16 protein-coding genes are annotated in these 19,213 nt (G+C 59.6%); 5 read left to right on the top strand and 11 right to left on the bottom strand.

Annotated features, from left to right (window positions below; genetic code table 11):
• Positions 1-31 precede the first annotated feature (31 nt).
• Positions 32-2,713, top strand: coding sequence for an RNA helicase (locus DXD77_RS01370; protein WP_117647466.1), 2,682 nt, complete (start codon positions 32-34; stop codon positions 2,711-2,713).
• A gap of 79 nt (positions 2,714-2,792) precedes the next feature.
• Here DXD77_RS01370 and DXD77_RS01365 read toward each other — a convergent pair whose 3' ends face one another.
• The 7 genes from DXD77_RS01365 to DXD77_RS01335 all read right to left on the bottom strand — a co-directional run bounded on the left by DXD77_RS01365 (position 2,793) and on the right by DXD77_RS01335 (position 10,204).
• Positions 2,793-4,550 carry a DUF2130 domain-containing protein gene (locus DXD77_RS01365; protein ID WP_117647465.1) on the bottom strand — a complete coding sequence of 586 codons (1,758 nt, stop codon included), beginning with the start codon at positions 4,548-4,550 and terminating at the stop codon, positions 2,793-2,795.
• Between the two features lie 138 nt (positions 4,551-4,688).
• Positions 4,689-5,249, bottom strand: coding sequence for a metallophosphoesterase (locus DXD77_RS01360; protein WP_117647463.1), 561 nt, complete (start codon positions 5,247-5,249; stop codon positions 4,689-4,691).
• A gap of 51 nt (positions 5,250-5,300) precedes the next feature.
• Complete coding sequence (locus tag DXD77_RS01355; RefSeq protein ID WP_117647461.1) at positions 5,301-5,480, bottom strand: hypothetical protein; 180 nt, start codon at positions 5,478-5,480, stop codon at positions 5,301-5,303.
• 18 nt (positions 5,481-5,498) lie between these two features.
• A complete protein-coding gene (locus DXD77_RS01350) occupies positions 5,499-5,825 on the bottom strand; it encodes an HIRAN domain-containing protein (protein ID WP_117647459.1) in 327 nt (108 codons plus the stop codon).
• A 326-nt stretch (positions 5,826-6,151) separates the two neighbouring features.
• Entirely contained in the window at positions 6,152-7,321 is a 1,170-nt protein-coding gene (locus DXD77_RS01345) for an MFS transporter (RefSeq protein WP_158549066.1), read from the bottom strand.
• Between the two features lie 273 nt (positions 7,322-7,594).
• Entirely contained in the window at positions 7,595-8,974 is a 1,380-nt protein-coding gene (locus tag DXD77_RS01340) for an aldehyde dehydrogenase (protein ID WP_117647455.1), read from the bottom strand.
• A gap of 9 nt (positions 8,975-8,983) precedes the next feature.
• The gene (locus DXD77_RS01335) at positions 8,984-10,204 is read right to left on the bottom strand and encodes an iron-containing alcohol dehydrogenase (protein ID WP_117647453.1); all 1,221 of its coding nucleotides are present in this window, start codon (positions 10,202-10,204) and stop codon (positions 8,984-8,986) included.
• A gap of 254 nt (positions 10,205-10,458) precedes the next feature.
• Between DXD77_RS01335 and DXD77_RS01330 the strand changes: the two genes are divergently transcribed.
• Positions 10,459-11,022, top strand: coding sequence for a ferritin family protein (locus tag DXD77_RS01330; protein WP_070097113.1), 564 nt, complete (start codon positions 10,459-10,461; stop codon positions 11,020-11,022).
• A gap of 242 nt (positions 11,023-11,264) precedes the next feature.
• Here DXD77_RS01330 and DXD77_RS01325 read toward each other — a convergent pair whose 3' ends face one another.
• Both DXD77_RS01325 and DXD77_RS01320 read right to left on the bottom strand, forming a co-directional pair.
• On the bottom strand, positions 11,265-12,146 hold the full coding sequence (locus DXD77_RS01325) for a hypothetical protein (protein ID WP_117647451.1): 882 nt from the start codon (positions 12,144-12,146) through the stop codon (positions 11,265-11,267).
• 537 nt (positions 12,147-12,683) lie between these two features.
• Positions 12,684-14,123: a PLP-dependent aminotransferase family protein gene (locus DXD77_RS01320; RefSeq protein ID WP_117647449.1), complete on the bottom strand. Its 1,440-nt coding sequence runs from the start codon at positions 14,121-14,123 to the stop codon at positions 12,684-12,686.
• Positions 14,124-14,268: 145 nt separating this feature from the next.
• On the opposite strand from DXD77_RS01320, the gene pdxS reads away from it, so the two are divergent.
• Together pdxS and pdxT are read left to right on the top strand one after the other, a co-directional pair.
• Positions 14,269-15,159 (top strand): pyridoxal 5'-phosphate synthase lyase subunit PdxS, encoded by an 891-nt coding sequence (pdxS, locus tag DXD77_RS01315; protein ID WP_089573346.1) that lies wholly within the window; start codon positions 14,269-14,271, stop codon positions 15,157-15,159.
• A gap of 20 nt (positions 15,160-15,179) precedes the next feature.
• Positions 15,180-15,767: a pyridoxal 5'-phosphate synthase glutaminase subunit PdxT gene (gene pdxT, locus DXD77_RS01310; RefSeq protein ID WP_089573347.1), complete on the top strand. Its 588-nt coding sequence runs from the start codon at positions 15,180-15,182 to the stop codon at positions 15,765-15,767.
• 327 nt (positions 15,768-16,094) lie between these two features.
• Here pdxT and DXD77_RS10460 read toward each other — a convergent pair whose 3' ends face one another.
• Together DXD77_RS10460 and DXD77_RS01300 are read right to left on the bottom strand one after the other, a co-directional pair.
• The gene (locus tag DXD77_RS10460) at positions 16,095-17,006 is read right to left on the bottom strand and encodes a hypothetical protein (protein ID WP_035137032.1); all 912 of its coding nucleotides are present in this window, start codon (positions 17,004-17,006) and stop codon (positions 16,095-16,097) included.
• 152 nt (positions 17,007-17,158) lie between these two features.
• On the bottom strand, positions 17,159-18,508 hold the full coding sequence (locus tag DXD77_RS01300; RefSeq protein WP_233506684.1) for an MFS transporter: 1,350 nt from the start codon (positions 18,506-18,508) through the stop codon (positions 17,159-17,161).
• Positions 18,509-18,778: 270 nt separating this feature from the next.
• Here DXD77_RS01300 and DXD77_RS01295 point away from each other — a divergent pair, with 270 nt between their 5' ends.
• Entirely contained in the window at positions 18,779-19,189 is a 411-nt protein-coding gene (locus DXD77_RS01295; protein WP_117647445.1) for a peptide deformylase, read from the top strand.
• Positions 19,190-19,213 lie beyond the last annotated feature (24 nt).

Raw genomic sequence — 19,213 nt, 5'->3', positions numbered from 1 at the left:
TTGGCGGACAATCGCGAGAGAAAGCAAACACATGGCACAGACCACGACAGATATCGCCGCCAGCACCGTCCCCGGTGCCGGAGCCGCCAGTTCATTCTCGGGCGGCACGGGAACCGAAGCCGAATTCGGCTCACTCGGTGCGCTCTCCCCCACCTGGTGGGAGCCCGAGGACGGCAGCGAGCCCGAACCGTGGCTCACGCCCGACCAGGCCTTCGAGCGCTTCTTTGAATGGACGAGCGATCGCGGTATTGAGCTGTGGGACCACCAGGAAGAGGCCCTCATGGATCTAGCCGCCGGCGATCACGTCATTCTGGGCACGCCGACCGGATCGGGCAAGTCGCTTGTCGCGCTGGGCATGCTCTTTATGGGCATGGCACAGGGCAAACGCTGCTATTACACGGCCCCCATCAAGGCTCTGGTCAGCGAGAAGTTTTTCGACCTTGTGCAGGTGCTCGGCCGCGATAACGTCGGTATGATCACCGGCGACACGCATATCAACACCAAGGCGCCCGTCATCTGCTGTACGGCAGAAATCCTCGCCAACGACGCACTACGCGAGGGCGAAGATGCCGATGTTGGCTGCGTCGCCATGGACGAGTTCCACTACTTTGCCGACCCCGATCGCGGTTGGGCCTGGCAGGTGCCGCTGCTCACCCTGCCTCACACGCAATTCATGCTCATGAGCGCCACGCTCGGCGATGTCACTGCCATCGCCGCCTCACTCGAGGAGCACACCGGCGCTGCTTGCGACTTGGTCGTCGACGCCCCGCGTCCTGTTCCGCTGAGTTACGACTATGTGACGACCTCCCTCGAGGGCACGGTCGAGCTCGCCATGCGCCGCGACGAGGCCCCACTCTATATCGTGCACTTTAGCCAGGATGCCGCACTTGCGACGGCACAGTCGCTCGCCAATTTTGGCATTGCCAACAAGGAGCAGCGCGAGGCCATCAAGGAGGCGGCCAAGGGCACGAGCTTCTCGACGGCCTTCGGCAAAATCCTCAAGCGCTTGCTCGGATGCGGCGTCGGCGTGCACCATGCTGGCATGTTGCCGCGCTACCGCCTGCTGGTCGAGCGCTTGGCGCAGCAGGGCCTGCTACCCGTCATCTGCGGCACCGATACGCTCGGCGTCGGTATCAACGTGCCCATCCACACCGTGGTGCTCACCGCGCTCACCAAGTTCGATGGCTATAAGATGCGTCGTCTGCGCGCCCGCGAGTTCCATCAGATTGCCGGTCGTGCCGGCCGCTCGGGCTTCGATACCGAGGGCATGGTCATCGCCGAGGCACCCGAGCACGAGATCGAGAATGCCAAGCTTATGGCCAAGGCGGGCGACGACCCCAAAAAGCTCCGCAAGATTAAAAAGAAGAAGGCCCCCGAGGGCTTTGTCACCTGGAACAAGCAGACGTTCGAGCGCCTGATCGAGACGCAGCCCGAGACACTCAAGCCGCGCCTGCGCATCACGCACTCCATGGTGATTAGCGTGGTCGAGCAGGGTGGCGATGCCCGAGCCCGCGTACACGACCTCATCGAGACGAGCCTGCAGACCCCCGAGGAAAAGGCTAAGCTCGAGGTTCGTGCCGACGAGATCTTCGCCACGCTCATCGATTCCGGCGTCGTCGTGCGCACCGAGGTGCCGCCCGCACCCGACGCTCCGGCTGACGCCGCGCCGGACATCGACTACGCACTGACGGTCGACCTGCCCGAGGACTTTGCGCTCGACCAGCCGCTCTCGCCGTTTTTGCTTGCCGCGTTGGAGCTGCTCGATCCCGAGAGCGAGACCTATACCATGGACCTGATCTCGATGGTCGAGGCAACGCTCGAGGATCCCAAGCAGGTGCTGCGCGCTCAGGAGCGCGCAGCGCGCGACCGCGCGATGGCCGAAATGAAGGCTGACGGCGTCGAATATGAGGAACGCCTGGAGCGCATCCAGGATGTCACCTACGAAAAACCGCTCGAGGACTTGCTCGACGCCGCCTTCGACAAGTACTGCCAGGAAGTGCCCTGGGCAAACGACTACCAGCTCTCTCCCAAAAGCGTCCTGCGCGATATGCTGGAAAGCGCGAGCGATTTTAAGGGTTACATTCAAAAGCTCGGCATCGCCCGTTCCGAGGGCATTTTGCTGCGTTACCTGGCAGAGGCCTACCGTTCGCTCGACCGCACCGTGCCCATCGAGAAGCGCGACGAGCGTCTGCGCGACATTATCTCGTGGCTCGGCTTTGTGGTGCGCTCGGTGGACTCGAGCCTGGTGGACGAGTGGGAGAACGCCGGCAACCCGGCAGCCCTCGATGCTGCGCCGCCGCAGGGCATCGACGAGGTCGTGGCGGACCGCCGCGGCTGCACGCTGTTGGTGCGCAACGCGCTCTTCCGCCGCGTGACCCTTGCCGCCCGCGAGCACGTTCGCGACCTGGGCGAGCTCGACGACGACTGGGGCATGAGCGAGATCCGCTGGCAAAAAGCACTCGACGCTTACCACGAGCAGCACGAGGAAATCCTCACCGACGGAGATGCCCGCAGCGCCGCGATGTTTTCCATCGACGAGTCCGACGAGAAGACCGCGCACGTATGGCACGTGCACCAGATCTTTGCTGACGAGGATGGCGACCACGATTTTGGCATCATGGGCGATGTCGATCTGGACGCCACGCAAGACGGTGGCGAGGTCATCTTCAAGAACTACCGCGTCGGTTTTATCGAGGATTTGCTCGAGGATTAGCCAAGCATATTGGGACGAAACGAAGCGGGGCTGTTGGCAACATCGCCAGCAGCCCCGCTTTTTCACTATCCGCTATGCCTTACTCGGCATCCTCGACCTCATACGAATCCGCCTCGGCTGGCTCATCGTTTGTCTCTGGTGTAGCCTCATGCGCCTCGTCAAACGCTGCCTTCATGGTCTTGTTGCCCCATGTGAGCTTGCGAATGGTAAGCTCATCGGCCTTGTTGTGGGCCAAGCGTAGGTTCTCGGTGCTGCGGCGCAAGTCGTCCTTGGTCTTCTCGAGCTGCTTAATGGCGGCATCGATCTCCTTGATTGCCGACTCGAATTGCTTGCTCGCCAGGTTGTAGTTGCGCGAGAAGCCATCCTTGAACTTCTCCATCTTGGCTTCGAAGTTCGTGACATCGATATTCTGCTGTTTGTACTCCGCCAGTTCCTGCTTATAGCGAAGCGAACCCATAGCGGCGTTGCGAAGGAGCGTAATCATGGGGATGAAGAACTGCGGGCGGATCACGTACATCTTCTCATAGCGGTAACTCACGTCGACGATACCCGCGTTATAGAGGTCACTCTCGGGCTCCAGCAGGGTGCAGAGCACCGCATACTCGCAGCCTTTCTGGCGGCGATCGTGATCGAGTTTCTTAAAGAAATCCTCGTTCTTGTGTTTGGTCGCGGTCTCGTCGTTCTCGTTTTTCATCTCGAACATGATCGAAATGATCTCGTTGCCGCTCTCGTCACACTCGCGGAAGATAAAGTCGCCCTTGGTACCCTCGGATGCATCGTTATCCTTCTCGAAATACGCGTTGGGAAACGCCGTCATGCGCAGGCGGTTAAACTCGGTCTCGCAGTGCTGCTCGAGCGACTCGCCCACCATCTTGGTGGACAGGCGGACCTTCATGTCCTTAAGGCGCTCAATCTCTTCATCCTTGTAGCGAATCAGCTCCTCGTTCGCGCGCTTGGTCTGCGCAAGTTCGAGCTCGTGTGCCGCCTTGGCCTGCTCCTCGCGTGAATCGCGCACCGCCAGCTCACTCGTGAGCTTGGCGCGGGCCTCGTCACGCTCACGCTCCGCCGCGGCGACCGCCGCCGATAGGTTCATCTTGGCCGTCAGTTCCTGTTCGCGCAGCTGAGCACGCAGACCCTCGGCCTCCTGCTCGGACTGAGCCTTTGCGACGGAAAACTTCTCCTGAACCTTCGCGCGATAGTCAGCAAGCGTACGTTCGGCCTCGCTGCGAGCGGCCTCGAGCTCACGCTGCGACTCGGCCGCAGCAGCAGCAAGCGCCATCTCCTGGGCCTTGTCCGCCGCGGCGAGCCTGGCTTGCAGCTCGGCAATCTGGGCATCACGCGCGGCTACATCGTTTTGAGCAGCGTTGCGCGCCGCCGACTCGGCAAGCTTGGCTTCATCATCCTTGCGTCCCAGCTGCGCACGCAAATTGTCGATCTCACGCTGGAGCTCGGCGTTCTCCTTTTGAGCATCGGCACGGGCCTCGACCGCCGCGCGCTGGCTTGCGCTCTCGCGCTCTGCGGCAGCGCCCTCGAGCTTGGCGCGTAGCTCGGCAAGCTCGGCATCGCGCTTGGCGACTTCTTGCGCCAGCTGTTGAGCCGCAGCGTTCTTCTGCTCTACGAGCTCAGCGTCGCGCTGAGACTCTGCCTTTTGCAAGGCAGCCGTCGAACGCGAGCGCTCAAGCTCCAGCGCCTGCTCGCCTTCGCGCTGGACTGCCTTCACGCGCTCGTCCAGGTCGCGCGAGAACTCGGCATCGCGCACCTGTTTGACGATATCCGCATAGCCGGACGCATCGACCTTAAACACTTCGCCGCAATGCGGGCACTTGATCTCGTTCATGGCAGCTCCTCGATGGACGAAAATTTAAACCGTCTACACTCTACCGCGCCGCGCGGACAAAAAAGGCGCCGCTGCCATAATGGCAACGGCGCCAGAACCACCACAAAGGTGCCTGTCCCCTTCGTGGCGGTTTGCGAGCTACAGGCCAAAGAAATTCAGGATCTGGTCTCGGCTTACGGGCTTGTAGTTGTTGGCGTCGAGGCCCACATCGTAGCGGTAAATGGGGCGCTCGCGATCGCGGTTGCGCGCGTTGACGCGGTCTCCCCTGCTGTGGATATGTCCGTGCAGCATGATGGCACCGCGCGCCTTGCCATTCCAGCTGAGCATGGGGTAGTGGCTCATAACTAGACGATGGCCCTTGGCATAGCCGGGAGCAATCTCCAGGTAATCGCGTACCTCATCCCAAATCTGCGGCACGTCGGGATCTTCCCAGTCGCCGTCATGGTTACCACGGATGAGCGTTACATTCTGGCATTCGATGCGCTCGCGCAGGCGAACCGCCTCCGCCAGGGGCAAACGATAGGTAAAGTCACCCAGAATATAGAGGCGGTCGTCCGTCGCCACGCACTCATTGATGGCATCGATGACCTTGCGGTTCATCTCCTCGACCGAATCAAACGGCCGATCCATATCGTGCAAGATATTCGTATCGCCCAGGTGCAGGTCGGCGGTAAACCACATCATCGTCTGTATCCTCATTTCGCAACGTGTCTAACACGTGCCTAGTATACAGACGCTTTGGCGCGTCGGTTAGCCAAAGAGCCCGCCGAACGGACCTCGGCGGCGTTTGTCTTTCTTTTTCGACGCATCACCCTGGGCGTTCTTGTCCTGCCGCTTCTTCCGGTCCTGCTCCAACTCATCGTCATCGAGTAGCATATCCCACTCAAACGGATCGTCTGTCAGATCGAACAGGTCGTCGTCATCAACCATGACCGCCTCCATTGCCGACTAGCGGGCATCCACCACATAGAGTCCAACGCGCACCTGATGCCACGGGCTGCGCTCGGGAGCAACCTGCTGCACACGGGCTTCAAATACGTCCCCATGCCCGTAATACATCATCAAGGACAGCGGGCCAACCTCGTCTCCCGGAACATAGCCAAGCTTGGTCTTGCCATAATAGATCGCAACCGCCTCGGGGTCGTGGGGATTATCACGTTCGGCACGCAGCGTCAGTTTATCGCCCGCTTTAAGATCGCCCAAGACCAAGGCGCCGTCGGCATACTGAAATCCCGCAATGTGAAACGACAGAAGAACACGTGAAGGCTCGTACATAGCAGCTCCTCTAACGGCCGGGATACCCGGCACTTAACCTTATCGAGAAGTCTACGGGCCCGTGCGGACACATATTCACCCTACCTGCGTCTTTCAATCGCTTGCCGCAACGTTTGCGCGGCAGAGCGCTTGCGGATAAGATAGGGACACGGATGGCACCCGTGCCCGCGGGTCTTGCCAACTCCGATACACGTTTTCATCGTGAGAAGTGGCCGTCTTCGCTTACGCGGGGCGGCCACTTTGTTTATCCCTATGCTATCGGTTCTATTGCACAAAATTGGCACGCCATACTACTTATTCAGCAAAGCAAGTGGGACACCGCGAGTCTAGCCCCGATGCCGGGCGATTGCCCAAAACGTGCAGGCGATAGCGGCCGTTGCCAGGCTTGCGCCAACAAGTACTCCCTGCACGCCAAAGGCATCGGCCAAAAACGGAGCCACAATCAGCGGCAGCACGCCGGCGCCATTGAGGCCCACGCGCATCACGCCCATGACGCGCCCCACCTTAGCAGGGTCGCTCAAGCGCTGGGTGAGCGTGACGCGCACCGGTCCCATGGCACCAAAACCGATGCCGCAGACAAGCTGCCCCACTGCAGCGACGGCAACAGAGGCGGTACCCACATACACAACGGAGCCCACGCCCGTCACCAGCAGCATCGCTGCCAAAAGCTCCAGCCTGATGCGTCCCGACGGCACGCGCATGATCAGGTACGATCCCAGTGTTCCGCCGATACCGGCAATGGCCGACAGCCATCCCATCCACTCCGCACCCACGCAGAGAACATCGCGGTAGAACAGTGACTCGAGCGAATCGAACGCCCCGTAGGCAAAGAAACCCATAAAGCCCATGAGAAAAATCAGGCGCAGGTCGGCATCGGCCGCCGTGGTAATAACGCCCTCCCAAAGCGATCGCAAGCCCGTCGCCCCATCGCGAGACTCCGGCTTGTCGACGCCCTGAACAGCAGTGCCTTCACGCAACGAGGCCACAAGCAGCAAAGCGGGAACAGGTGCTGCCGCGAGCAGGAAAAACACCCCTTGGTTGGAAAAGGCCGAGGCGATAACGCCTCCAAGGGCAGGTCCAACGATCACCGCGACACTTGTCGCGATATTGTTGAGGCCGTTTATGCGCAAAAGCTCCTCGGGCGCCTCCGTCAAAAAGCGCGGATAGGCGTCCATGGCCGTGGTCCCCGCGCCAAACAGCAACCCGGCAGAGATGGCGAGTAGCGCAAGCGCGGGATAGGACACGGGAGCTACAAGGCCAAAAACGCCCGATGCGCAAAGCAGGACGCAAACGGCTAGAAGCACATGACGCGGGCCCAAGGAGTCCACAAGTGCGCCGGCGCAAAACGTTGCAAAGATGAGCACCAGGTTGAGTCCAAACACGAGGGCGGACGTCTCAAATGCGCCGGCCCCGAGAACGTAGGTGCCGCAGCCAATGATGCCGACAAAATACGTCGACTGAAATGCAAGCTGAATAAAGAAATTTACCGCAACCAAACGGTGCGATGGAGAAAGAAGACGGGACAAAGTAAACCCCTCATGCATATGGAAACCAAACAAGACAACCTGAGCGTCATCAGTCCATGTAGGTCTCGAACATATGCATAATCTCCCCTTTGCTGCGGTCGTCCCGTATTCTAGCACCGATCTGGCGTCCCGCCCCTGCGCGTTGCCATCAGAACGCTCCACGCCCCAGCGCTTGGGCATGAGAAGTGGCCGTCTTCGCTTATGCGGGGGCGGCCATTTTGCTTATCTCTAAGTCATCTGATTCTAATGCACGAACATGCGCACGAACTTGTGCTTCCAGCTCGCATACGGGGCATAGCGGAATGGCACGTCCAGCCACGTTGCCTTGTTCACGATGCTCTTCTTGTGGCTAAACGTATCGAAGCTCTCGCGTCCATGGTACTGCCCCATACCGCTCGCGCCCATGCCGCCAAAGCCCATATGGCTCGTAGCCAGATGCATGATCGTGTCGTTGACGCAGCCGCCGCCAAAGGGCACATGGCGCACAAAGCGCTCCTGAACTGCGCGGTCCTGGCTAAAGATATATAAGGCCAGCGGTGTCGGACGATCCGTAATAAACGTCTCGGCCTCGTCTAAGCTCTCAAACGTCAGCACCGGCAAGATGGGACCGAAGATTTCTTCCTGCATCACGGCGTCATCGGGGGACACGCCGTCTAGGATCGTCGGCTCAATCTTGAGCGACGACTCGCGCGCCGTGCCTCCCAGCACAACCTTGTCGGGATCGATCAGCCCGCGCACGCGCGCAAAATGCTTGGCGTTGACGATGTGGCCGTAATCCTCGTTGTCGAGCGGATGCTCGCCAAACATGCGGCGGACCTCCTCCTTGATGAGGCCCAACAACTCATCGTGCACGTGCACGTCGACCAGCAGATAGTCGGGCGCTACACAGGTCTGGCCCACGTTGAGCCATTTACCAAAGGCGATGCGCCGTGCCGCGACCTTCAAGTTTGCCGTCGCATCCACAATGCAGGGACTCTTTCCGCCCAGCTCAAGCGTCACGGGCGTCAGGTTTTTACTTGCCCGCTCCATGACGAGTTTGCCGACCGGAACGCTGCCGGTAAAGAAGATCTTGTCCCAGCACTCATCGAGCAGCGCTTCGTTCTCGGCGCGCCCGCCCTCGATAACCGTCACCAGGCGCGGATCAAACGTCTCTTCGCAGATTTGCTTGAGCACCGCGCTCGAAGCCGGCGCATAGGCACTCGGCTTGATGACCACGGTGTTACCCGCAGCGAGCGCGCCGGCGAGCGGCTCGAGCGTCAACAAAAACGGATAGTTCCATGGAGCCATGATGAGCGTGACGCCATAGGGCACGGCTTGCGTTTTGCACACACTCACGGCATTGGCGAGGTCACACGGACGCAGGCGCGGACGACTCCATCGAGCCACATGCGCGATCTGATGGCGAATCTCGGAAAGCGACGTGCCGATCTCGCACATATACGCCTCGTCATGCGACTTTCCCAAATCGGTCTTGAGCGCATGGACGATATCGGCCTCGTGCGCACGAACCGCATCACGCAGGCGCACGAGCGCACGGCGGCGAGCGTCGACATCAAACGTGGCGTGCGTCTTAAAGTAGGCGCGCTGATCGCCGACGATGCGCGCAATTTCCTCGGTGTTCATGGCACTCTCCTAGTTCTCGTCCTCAAACATACCACCCGCGACGACCTCGTACATACGCTCGAGCTCCAAGCGGTCCATTAAAAGCGGAACGGGGTATAGCGGATTGGCCTCGGCGTCGGCATGTGCCGCCATTTCGGGAATGTCGGAGCGGCGAATGCCTGTCACATATTTGGGGATACCCAGGGCAACGTTCATGCGATCGACCCAATCGATAAATGCCTCGGCCGCAAGACTGTCCTGCGCGTTAGCCGGCGCAATACCGGCCATGCGGGCGAGATCGGCAAGCTTGGGAGCGGCAGCGTCACCATAAGCGCGAAGCATGTGCGGCAGGATGATCGCGTTGGCCAAACCGTGCGGAATTCCGTATCGGCCGCCCAGACTGTGCGCGATGGCGTGAACGTATCCCACATAGGAGCGGGTAAACGCAACGCCCGCCTTATACGCCGCCGAAAGCATATTGCGACGCGCACGCATGTCGTCGCCATACTCATAGGCCTCGAGCAAATTGTCGTGGATGAGCTGCACCGCCTGGCGCGCCATCTTGCGCGTGTAGGGCGTGGTGCCACGGCCGATAAAGGCCTCGACGGCATGCGTCAGGGCATCCATACCCGTCTGCCCCGTAATGGAGGCGGGCAGGCCACGTGTAAACTCGGGGTCGTGTACCGCAAAGCGCGGGATCAGCACAAAGTCGTTAATGGGGTACTTGTAGTGCGTCTCGTCATCGGTAATGACCGCTGCAAGCGTGACCTCGCTTCCCGTGCCCGCCGTGGTGGGGACGGCGATGAGCAGCGGCAGGAGACGGTGGACGCGCAACAGGCCGCGCATCTTGTTGATGGGCTTATTTGGCTGTGCGATGCGTGCGCCCACGCCCTTGGCACAGTCCATGGCCGAACCGCCGCCAAAGCCGATAATGGCCTGGCAGGCGCTCTCGCGATACAGGGACGCCGCTTCCTCCACGTTTGAGACCGTGGGGTTCGCACGCGTTTCGGCATAGACCGTAACGCCAATTCCCTTGGACGCGAGCGCCGTCTCGAGCGGCGCCGTGAGCCCCAGACGGGCAATACCGGGATCCGTCACGATAAGAACCCGCTGTATCGAGCGCTTTTGAAGCACCGCGGGCACGTCCTCGGCATGCTCCAAAATGCGCGGCTCGGTATAGGGCAGGATCGGCAATGCGATGCGAAAAACCGTCTGATATGTTCGGCACCAGGCACGACGGGCTAGATGCATAAAGGAAACTCCTTCATTTGTTGATAGGTCAACATTTGCTCGACCGATTGTACTCAGCGGAGGTCTCGAGCGGCCTGGCAATCGTTAATCAATCAACATCTTCACATGCCCAAAATTATTTTATTAAAAATCATTCCTAATAGGCTTCACATTTGGTTGCATTTATGGATAATAGAACTCGTCAAGACGCACGTCCGGAGAGGGCCCTTACGGGACCGGACGAGCGCACAATCGCCATCGATCGAAAGGATCGAATCATGAAGTTTGTTTGCCCCGTTTGCGGTTATGTGGAAGAGTTCGACGGCGACCAGCTGCCCGAGGACTTCAAGTGCCCCCAGTGCGGCGTTCCCGGTTCTCGTTTCCTGAAGCAGGAAGAGGGTCAGCTCGAGTGGGCTGCCGAGCACGTCGTGGGCGTCGCCAAGATGGAGGGTGTCTCCGAGGACATCGTTGCCGATCTGCGCGCCAACTTTGAGGGCGAGTGCTCCGAGGTCGGTATGTACCTGGCCATGGCTCGCGTCGCTCATCGCGAGGGCTATCCCGAGATCGGCCTGTACTGGGAGAAGGCTGCCCACGAGGAGGCCGAGCACGCCGCCAAGTTTGCTGAGCTCCTGGGCGAGGTCGTAACCGACTCCACCAAGAAGAACCTCGAGATGCGCGTTGAGGCCGAGAATGGCGCCACCGCCGGCAAGACCGATCTTGCCAAGCGCGCCAAGGCCGCTGGTCTCGATGCCATCCACGACACCGTGCACGAGATGGCTCGCGACGAGGCTCGCCACGGCAAGGCTTTCGCCGGTCTGCTCAAGCGCTACTTTGGTTAAGCCAACCGCCTGAGAGACAATCTCTAGCTCGATAAGGCCCGGACCGCAAGATCCGGGCCTTTTTCGTGTCTAGCGAACCAGTTAACGTCCCAAAAAAAGGACCACCTTCGGCATCGGCTTCGCGTCAAAAACTAAGTGAGTAGCCTTTTGGGAACTTGTCGAGCAGACCATCCGTATTGCTTTATAAAACCGCAGGTAGATAGCTTGCCGCAAAACAATCTGGTCGCCATCACGCTAAAAGTCTACTCACTTAGATTTGCAACCGTCCATGATCGGGCCTTTTTGTGTCTAACGGGCATCTTTTTGTCGATTTCTCCCAGTTTTGGCCAGTCAACGAATAGTTCAGACCGAAGTAATGCCTCGGCCCCTTGCTCCTCCAAGCTTTTATCGCGATATTCAACATCGAGCAACCTGCACACGGCCTTAACAATCACGTGGAATCTATCCTCATCGGATATCTGTCCGTGTGTCAGGAGAAATACATCGTAGCCCATGGCCTGAAGCGCCGTCATGCGGTCGACGTCGCGCAAGCCATCCCCGGCTCGCCCGTGTGAGCCCTTTCCTTGGCATTCAATGGCCACCTGTCGCTCTCCGTCCGGCGAAGACAGAAGTAGGTCAATGTATACGCGGGACTTGCCTACAATCGCCCGAGCACTTGCGCTTAGCGCCACTTCGACATTGAGCTCTATGCCGCAAAAACCTTCGCCTCCCAGGGATCGTGGCAACCCAAGCAACAAATACGTCTCAACCTCAAAAGGCGATGCGGCACCCAGTGGAACGAGATGAGATGCCGCGACAAATCGCTTGCCGTAACGCATCCCACAAACATCTGAGCAAAAACGGTCAAGGTCTTCGCCCAAAACCAAAGCGTCGCGCCTCCATAAATTTGAGGCGGAGCCGTCCTCGGACGGACAGCGCGCCCAACCCAAGGTTGCCGGAATCGCGCCCGACTCAATTGCACGCGAAAGCTCTGCCTCGAGTGCTGCTGGCAAGGCACAAACCGTAAACAAGCCGCACATCTCCGCCAACACCAAAAGAAGCTGGAGATCCGTCAGATGCCGCGACATGATGAATGCCGTCAGCAGAGGAGACGTAACCAAAAACCCATGTTCCGTTTCCAGCACGGATTCCCTGGGGAACTCGCCTAGGAACAGCCGCTGCCTAATGCTGACAGGGCAAGTCCGCTTGCCTCTCGTCCGAACCAATGTATACAGCGGAAAGCCGAGCACAACCGTAGCCGTCGGGTTACGGGCGAGCTCGCATCGCCGCCGGTCTTCTTCCGGTCGCGGGAGCGGCGGACACAGAGCGCGGGCCTGAGGGGGCAAGCGCCAGTACTTAAAAGCCGATATGTCACAAAGTAGATCCTTCATAGGCACAGGAAAACACGAATTTCAACCCGGGCGCTCACGCATTGGCGCGAACGCGCCGAAAAGGGCGCCGAACGGACTACTTAGTTTTCAACAGCCCTCCCCAACTGGCCAAAAGCTTGCCAAAAGCTGGACGGAGCGCTGTTGAAAACTCATTTTTCGCTCATGCGGAAGCCTTGCACAGCAAGTGAGTAGACTATTTAGGACCCGCCGAGCAGACCGCCCATACTGCTTTACAAAATCGCAGGTAGATGGATTGCTTCAAAACGGCCTGCTCGCCAAAGCGCCAAAAGTCTACTCACTTAGGTTAGAGGGCGCATCCATTAGCTGCGATTCCAGGGTATTTAGCGCATTTGGACTCAAATCGTCGTACTGGACAAGGATTCGAGTCGGGCTTGCAGGGACATATGCGCCATCGGCGCACCATAGACAGTCATTGATATCGATGTAAGGGGTGCTCGAGCGCGTGAGGGCGCGTGTAAAAGAGGTTCCGCCCGTAACACGCTGCGCAACCACGACGCAGTAAAGACCCGCATCCGCATGTTCGATCGAAACCTCCCCCGCCGGAAATGCCTTCCGTACAAGCGTCGCCAGGCCATCACGCGCCTCGCGAGCACGAACGCGCACGCGGTTCACATGCCGCTCGTAATCGCCCGATTCCAGCAAACGCGCCAAGGCGACCTGGTCAACAGAACTCACCGACGAGGCATAAAAGCCAAGGCTGCGTCTAAACCGTTCCATCAGCTCATCGGGCAGGACCATATACGCCAAACGCAGGGCCGACGACAGACTTTTTGAAAACGTGTTGGTGTAGATGACCGATTGGGCGGCATCAATCGACGCGAGCGCGGGAATCGGCTTACCGGCAAGGCGAAACTCGCAATCAAAGTCATCTTCGATGAGATACCGGTCCGGCTGCTCGGCGGCCCAGCCCAGCAGGGCATAGCGACGCGCAATGCTCGTCACAAGGCCGGTCGGATACTGATGGGACGGCATCAGGTGAAGGACATCCGCCCCGGTTTTCTGCAGAGCGCTCAAGTCCACGCCCTCACCGTCCAACGGGATATGCCGCACTTCGCAACCCATGGCCTGATAGATGCGCGTCAAACGCAAATACCCCGGATCCTCAACGGCATACACCTTGTCCGCGCCAAGCAGCTGAACCAACATGGTATCGAGCAACTGGGCGCCCGCACCGATAACGATGTTGTTGGGGTCGACATTCATACCCCTTGTCCCGCGCAGATGGTGAGCAATTGCGCGTCGTAGCCGAACGGTGCCCTGCGCCGGCGCGGGCGAAAAGATTTCACGTTCGTCTTCGGACGTCAGTGTCGCCCGTAGCGCGCTTTGCCAAAGCCGCGCCGCCTCCAAAGCGGAAGGAGAAAGAGCCTCGAACTGCTCGGTCTGTCCGTCGGAATCATGCGCGCTGGGGCCAACAGAGACAGCATCTCGGTCGATATCCCCCGCGGCCAAAGACAAAACCGGTGCATCGGGAAGCTCGCACGCGTAGTAACCACGCCGCGGCTTTGAGCAAATATAACCCTCGGCAAGCAACTGGCTATATGCATTCTCGATGGTAATGACACTGATTCCCAGATGACTCGCAAAGGCGCGCTTGGACGGCAGATGCTCCCCCGCCGCAATACGTCCAGCTACGATATCATCTCGAATTTGCTTGTAAATATACTCATAGAGCGATGCTTCGCCGCGGTTTTCCAAATTATAGTCAAGCATGAGTTTGTCACCTGACCTTATCGAGTCATTCAATCTGGTATTAGTCTGACCTTGTTATTATCTCGAAAACTGAGTATTTCGCCATGCCCAGCTCCCCGATAGGATATTCCGTCAAGCAATGCACATGCCAACCAAGGGAGCAACCATGGCAGAACAGACCAGCAAGGCCGATCGCGTTAAACTCAACCGCGAGCTCGCGCAGATGCTCAAGGGCGGCGTCATCATGGACGTCACCACGCCCGAGCAGGCACGCATCGCCGAAGAGGCGGGCGCCTGTGCCGTCATGGCACTCGAGCGCATCCCGGCCGACATCCGCGCCGCCGGCGGCGTGTCGCGCATGAGTGACCCCAAGATGATCAAGGGCATTCAAGAGGCCGTCTCGATCCCCGTCATGGCAAAGTGCCGCATCGGTCACATCGTCGAGGCGCAGGTCCTTCAGGCCATCGAGATCGACTACATCGACGAATCCGAGGTCCTCTCCCCCGCCGACGATGTCTACCACATCGACAAGACCCAGTTTGACGTGCCGTTTGTCTGTGGCGCCCGCGATCTGGGCGAGGCGCTGCGCCGTGTTGCCGAGGGCGCCACGATGATCCGCACCAAAGGCGAGCCGGGCACGGGCGACGTCGTTCAGGCCGTGCGTCACATGCGCAAGATCCAAAAGCAGATCCGCGACGTTGTCGCCCTGCGCGATGATGAGTTGTTCGAGGCGGCCAAGCAGTTGCAGGTTCCGATCGAGCTGGTGCGCGAGGTCCATACTACGGGCAAGCTTCCCGTCGTAAACTTTGCCGCCGGCGGCATAGCGACCCCCGCCGACGCCGCATTGATGATGCAACTGGGCGCCGAGGGCGTCTTTGTCGGCTCGGGCATCTTTAAGAGCGGCGACCCTGCCAAGCGCGCCGCCGCCATCGTCAAGGCCGTGGCAAACTTCACCGACGCCAAACTCATCGCCGAGCTTTCGGAGGACCTGGGCGAGGCCATGGTCGGCATCAACGCCGACGAAATCGAAATCATCATGGAGGAGCGCGGGCGCTAGTCCAGCAGAAAGGATCGCACATGAGCGATTACGCAGACCAGACGGTCGCCGTGCTGGCGGTCCAAGGTGCTTTTGCCGAGCACGAGGCGAGACTGTCCGAGCTGGGCGCACGTTGTATTGAGCTGAGGCAGGCGGCTGATTTGAAGCAGGACTTTGACCGTCTAGTACTTCCCGGCGGCGAGTCTACCGTTCAAGGGAAGCTGCTTGACGAGTTGGGCATGCTCGAGGAGCTTCGTGCCCGTATCGCTGAAGGCATGCCCGTCCTGGGCACCTGCGCCGGCCTGATTCTGCTGGCGCGCGACCTTGCCGCCCATGACGATAAGGGCACGCCGCGTTTGGCAACCATGGATGTACTTGTCGAGCGCAATGCCTACGGCAGGCAGCTCGGCAGCTTTCGAACCAAAGGGCAAGTAGCCGGCATCGACGGTGAAGCGCCGCTGACGTTTATCCGCGCACCCCGCATCGTCGAGGTCCACGGCGACGCCAAGGCCCTGGCCGAAGTCGATGGCTGCATCGTCGCTGCCCGCCAGGGCAACCAGCTCGGCGTAACCTTCCACCCCGAACTCGATGAAGACACCCGCCTCCACGAATTGTTCCTACAAATGTAGACAGAGTAGAAACGAGCGTGGATTTTCGGACACATAACAAATGAGAGTGGATAATCTCCCACTTTGAGCTTGAATGCAGGCTCAAACCGGGAGATTATCCACTCTCATGCTATGTAGTCGTTTAAGAACGTCCCCAATGACTACCTTGGATCATGGCAACGCCGATGTTTTGGCAACGCCAGCGAGCGCCGCCCAGGGCGAACAAGTTGGCATGAAAAAGGCAAGGCATAGACCTTCTGGTCATGCCTTGCCTTTTGAATGACAAATTGTCGCCCTGGGTGGCGCGCAGCGTCAACTAGTTACGCGGTTCGTAGAACCGCGTAACCCCTAAAAGCGGTTGCCGCGGAAGCCGCCACCGTTGCGGCCGCCACGATCGCCACCGCGACCGCCGCGGTCGTTACCACGGTTGCCGCCGAAGCCGCCACGGTTGCCACCACGGTCGCCATAGCCACCACGGTTGCCGCCAAAGCCACCGCGACCGCCACGGTCGCCGCCACGGTCACCAAAGCCGCCACGGCCGCCACGATCGCCACCGCGACCGCCGCGGTCACCACCACGGCCACCGCGATCGCCAAAGCCACCGCGACCGCCGCGGTCGCCGCCACGGCCACCGCGATCGTCACGGCCACCGCGAGGACCGCGGTCCTCGTCCAGGCCCATGGCGACGAGCGGAGCGATAACCTTATCGAGAGCGGCCATCAGCTCGGTGGCCTCCTCGTAAGAAAGCTCGGGCAGGAGCTTCTCCTTCTTGTTGGCAAGCTCGACCAGGCCCTCAGCGGCATCCTCGGCAGCGAAGACGACGATCTTGCGCATATCGCCCTCGGCGTCGTCGATGCGGCCGACCAGATCGGCAGCCTCGGCCTCGGCCATCAGGCCATCGAGTTCACGAAGGCGCATGCCCAGCAGGTCGGACATCTCCTTCTGCTCCATCTTGGGCTTGAGGTCAAGCAGCTTGATGGCGCGCTCAATGTTCGCCATACGCTCGGCCTTGGCCTCCTCCTCCTTGGAAATAGCAAAGCGACGGCTACGCAGCAGGCGGGCGGCCTTCTGCATCTTGTCCATCAGCTCTTCGTCATCGTAATCAACGGCGGCCTCGACAACCTCGGCCTCCTCCTCGGCGGAAACCTCGTCAGCAGCCTCAACCTCGGCAGCTTCGGTCTCCACGGTCTCGACTGCCTCGACCTCGGCAGCCATGGTCTCGTTCTCGGTCTCGTTCATGATCTCTTCGTTCTCGGACATGAGACTCCTTCTTGGCCCTCTCGGGCATCATCGCCCCATTCGCGGGGCCCGTCGCGCACTCTTTGCGCTTTAAACATTCATGCCTCTCGGCAAAACGTCAATTAGTTTATGGTGTCGCCATCCAATCTAGCTGCAGAATCTATGTGCACACATTAATGCGACATGTACGACTCGCTGCGAGCGTACACAACCGACACCGCGAACCTGACAACGGCAATCGCAGCCGCCACGCGCACGGCAGCCGCAAATCCAATCGCCTGAGCAACGTCCGTCACGACGCTGGCGGCACCGGCAGCCGCTGCAGAACTCGAAAGCAGGCCGATAAACAGCGACGGGCCAAACGAGGCGGCGATCATGTTCCACGTGTTGAGCAGCGCCGTTCCGTGGGGATGCTCGGCAGCGGGTAGCGTCTCCAAGCCGGCCGTCTGCGAGGGGCTCAGCACCAAACCGACGCCGGCATACACCACAACGGTCAGTGCAACGACAACGCCAATGTTCATGCTTGCCGCAGTCATCGAGATTGCGGTCTGCCCCACGGCAATCAAGGCAAAGCCGACCGGCAGCAGCGGCCATGCGCCACGGGCGTCCATCACGCGTCCGCCCACAATCGAGGTCACGGCGTTGCAGGCAATCGCCGGCATAATGAGCAAGCCCGCAACAAGCGCGGTCATGCCGTATGCGCCCTCAAAATAGAGCGGCAACAAAACGCTCATCGAGAACGTCGTCATCATCGACACCACCACAAGCAGGCACGCAGGCCAAAAACGAACGCTCGCCATGGGGCGCACGTTAAGCACCGGATGCTCGAGCTTGAGCTGGCGGGCCGCAAACAGGCCGAGCAGCACAATGGCGGCGAAGAGCGCCACGATACCGGCAATCAGATTGGTCGAGAACTCTCCTACGGAATACACGAACGCCGTAATGCCGGCGGCGAGCAAAATAACCGACAGAATATCAAGCTTAGTGTTCGAGCGCTCTCCAACATTTCGAACGAGCTTTGCTGCCGCCGCGGCGACCACGACACCGCCCACCAGCGGCACTACGAACACCGCCCTCCAGCCAAACAACGTGCACATAAGACCACTGATCACAGGTCCAAACGCCGGCCCCAGCGTAATGCAGGCACCGCCCAGACTCAGATACAGACCGAGCTTCTCGCGCGGAGCGCAAGACAGCACCACATTCATCATGAGCGGAAACAAGATGCCCGATCCCGCAGCCTGCAAAATGCGACTTGGCAGCAAGACGGTAAACGTTGGGGCGACCAGGCACAGGACTTCTCCGGCGACCATGCATCCGCATGCGAAAAACAGCAGCCTGCGCGTCGAGAAACGACCGGAAAGAAAGGCCATGATGGCCGTAAAGATCGACGTCACGATCATGTAGCCCGAAACAAGCCACTGCGCCGTGGTGGCACTCACCGAAAAGGCCGCCATGATGTCGTGCAACGCCACGTTAATGATGTTCTCGTTAAACGCGGCAACAAAGGCTGCGATATACATAACGATGAGAAACGCCGAAGTGCCCGATGGCGTTGTCCTAACTTGTTGCTGAGATTTGTTCCCCACGCATTTCCTTCCTCTTGGAACGACAGTCGTATCGCCCCAGAGGAACAGTCCAGGGCGAGGATGAGCCCTAGACTTACGCCAGACGCCGCACGCGACGAGTCTGGCAACATGGTCCAACGTCGAAAGATTGTAACGCGAACGCGCAGCTTTCCTTCCGCGCTATTATTGAAAGTCCACGAAAGCATGAGACATGAGGAGCCCTCCATGATTAAGCCCATCATGAAATCCGAGTTCTTTTTGCGCCTGCCTTCCGAAGACGCGGGACCCGACGATGCCGCGACCGGGCAGGACCTCCTGGATACGCTCCATGAGCATGAGCACGAGTGCGTGGGGCTCGCCGCCAATATGATTGGCGTGCGCAAACGCATCATCTGCGTAAAGGACGGCAGCAAATCGCTGCTTATGTACAACCCGCAGATTCTTGAGCAGGTCAATGCCTACCAGACGAGCGAAGGATGCCTCTCGCTGATCGGCGAGCGTCCCTGTACCCGCTATCGCCGCATTAAGGTTGAGTATCTGGACGAGAACTTCGTCCACCGCATCAAAAACTTCTCGGGCTACACCGCCGAGATCATCCAACACGAAATCGACCACTGCCAAGGAATCGTGATCTAGGTTACTTGCCGACATGAGGGAACC

The sequence above is a fragment of the Collinsella sp. TM09-10AT genome (genome assembly GCF_003436275.1).
GTDB lineage: Bacteria > Actinomycetota > Coriobacteriia > Coriobacteriales > Coriobacteriaceae > Collinsella.
This window is presented reverse-complemented; position numbering and strand designations above follow the sequence as displayed.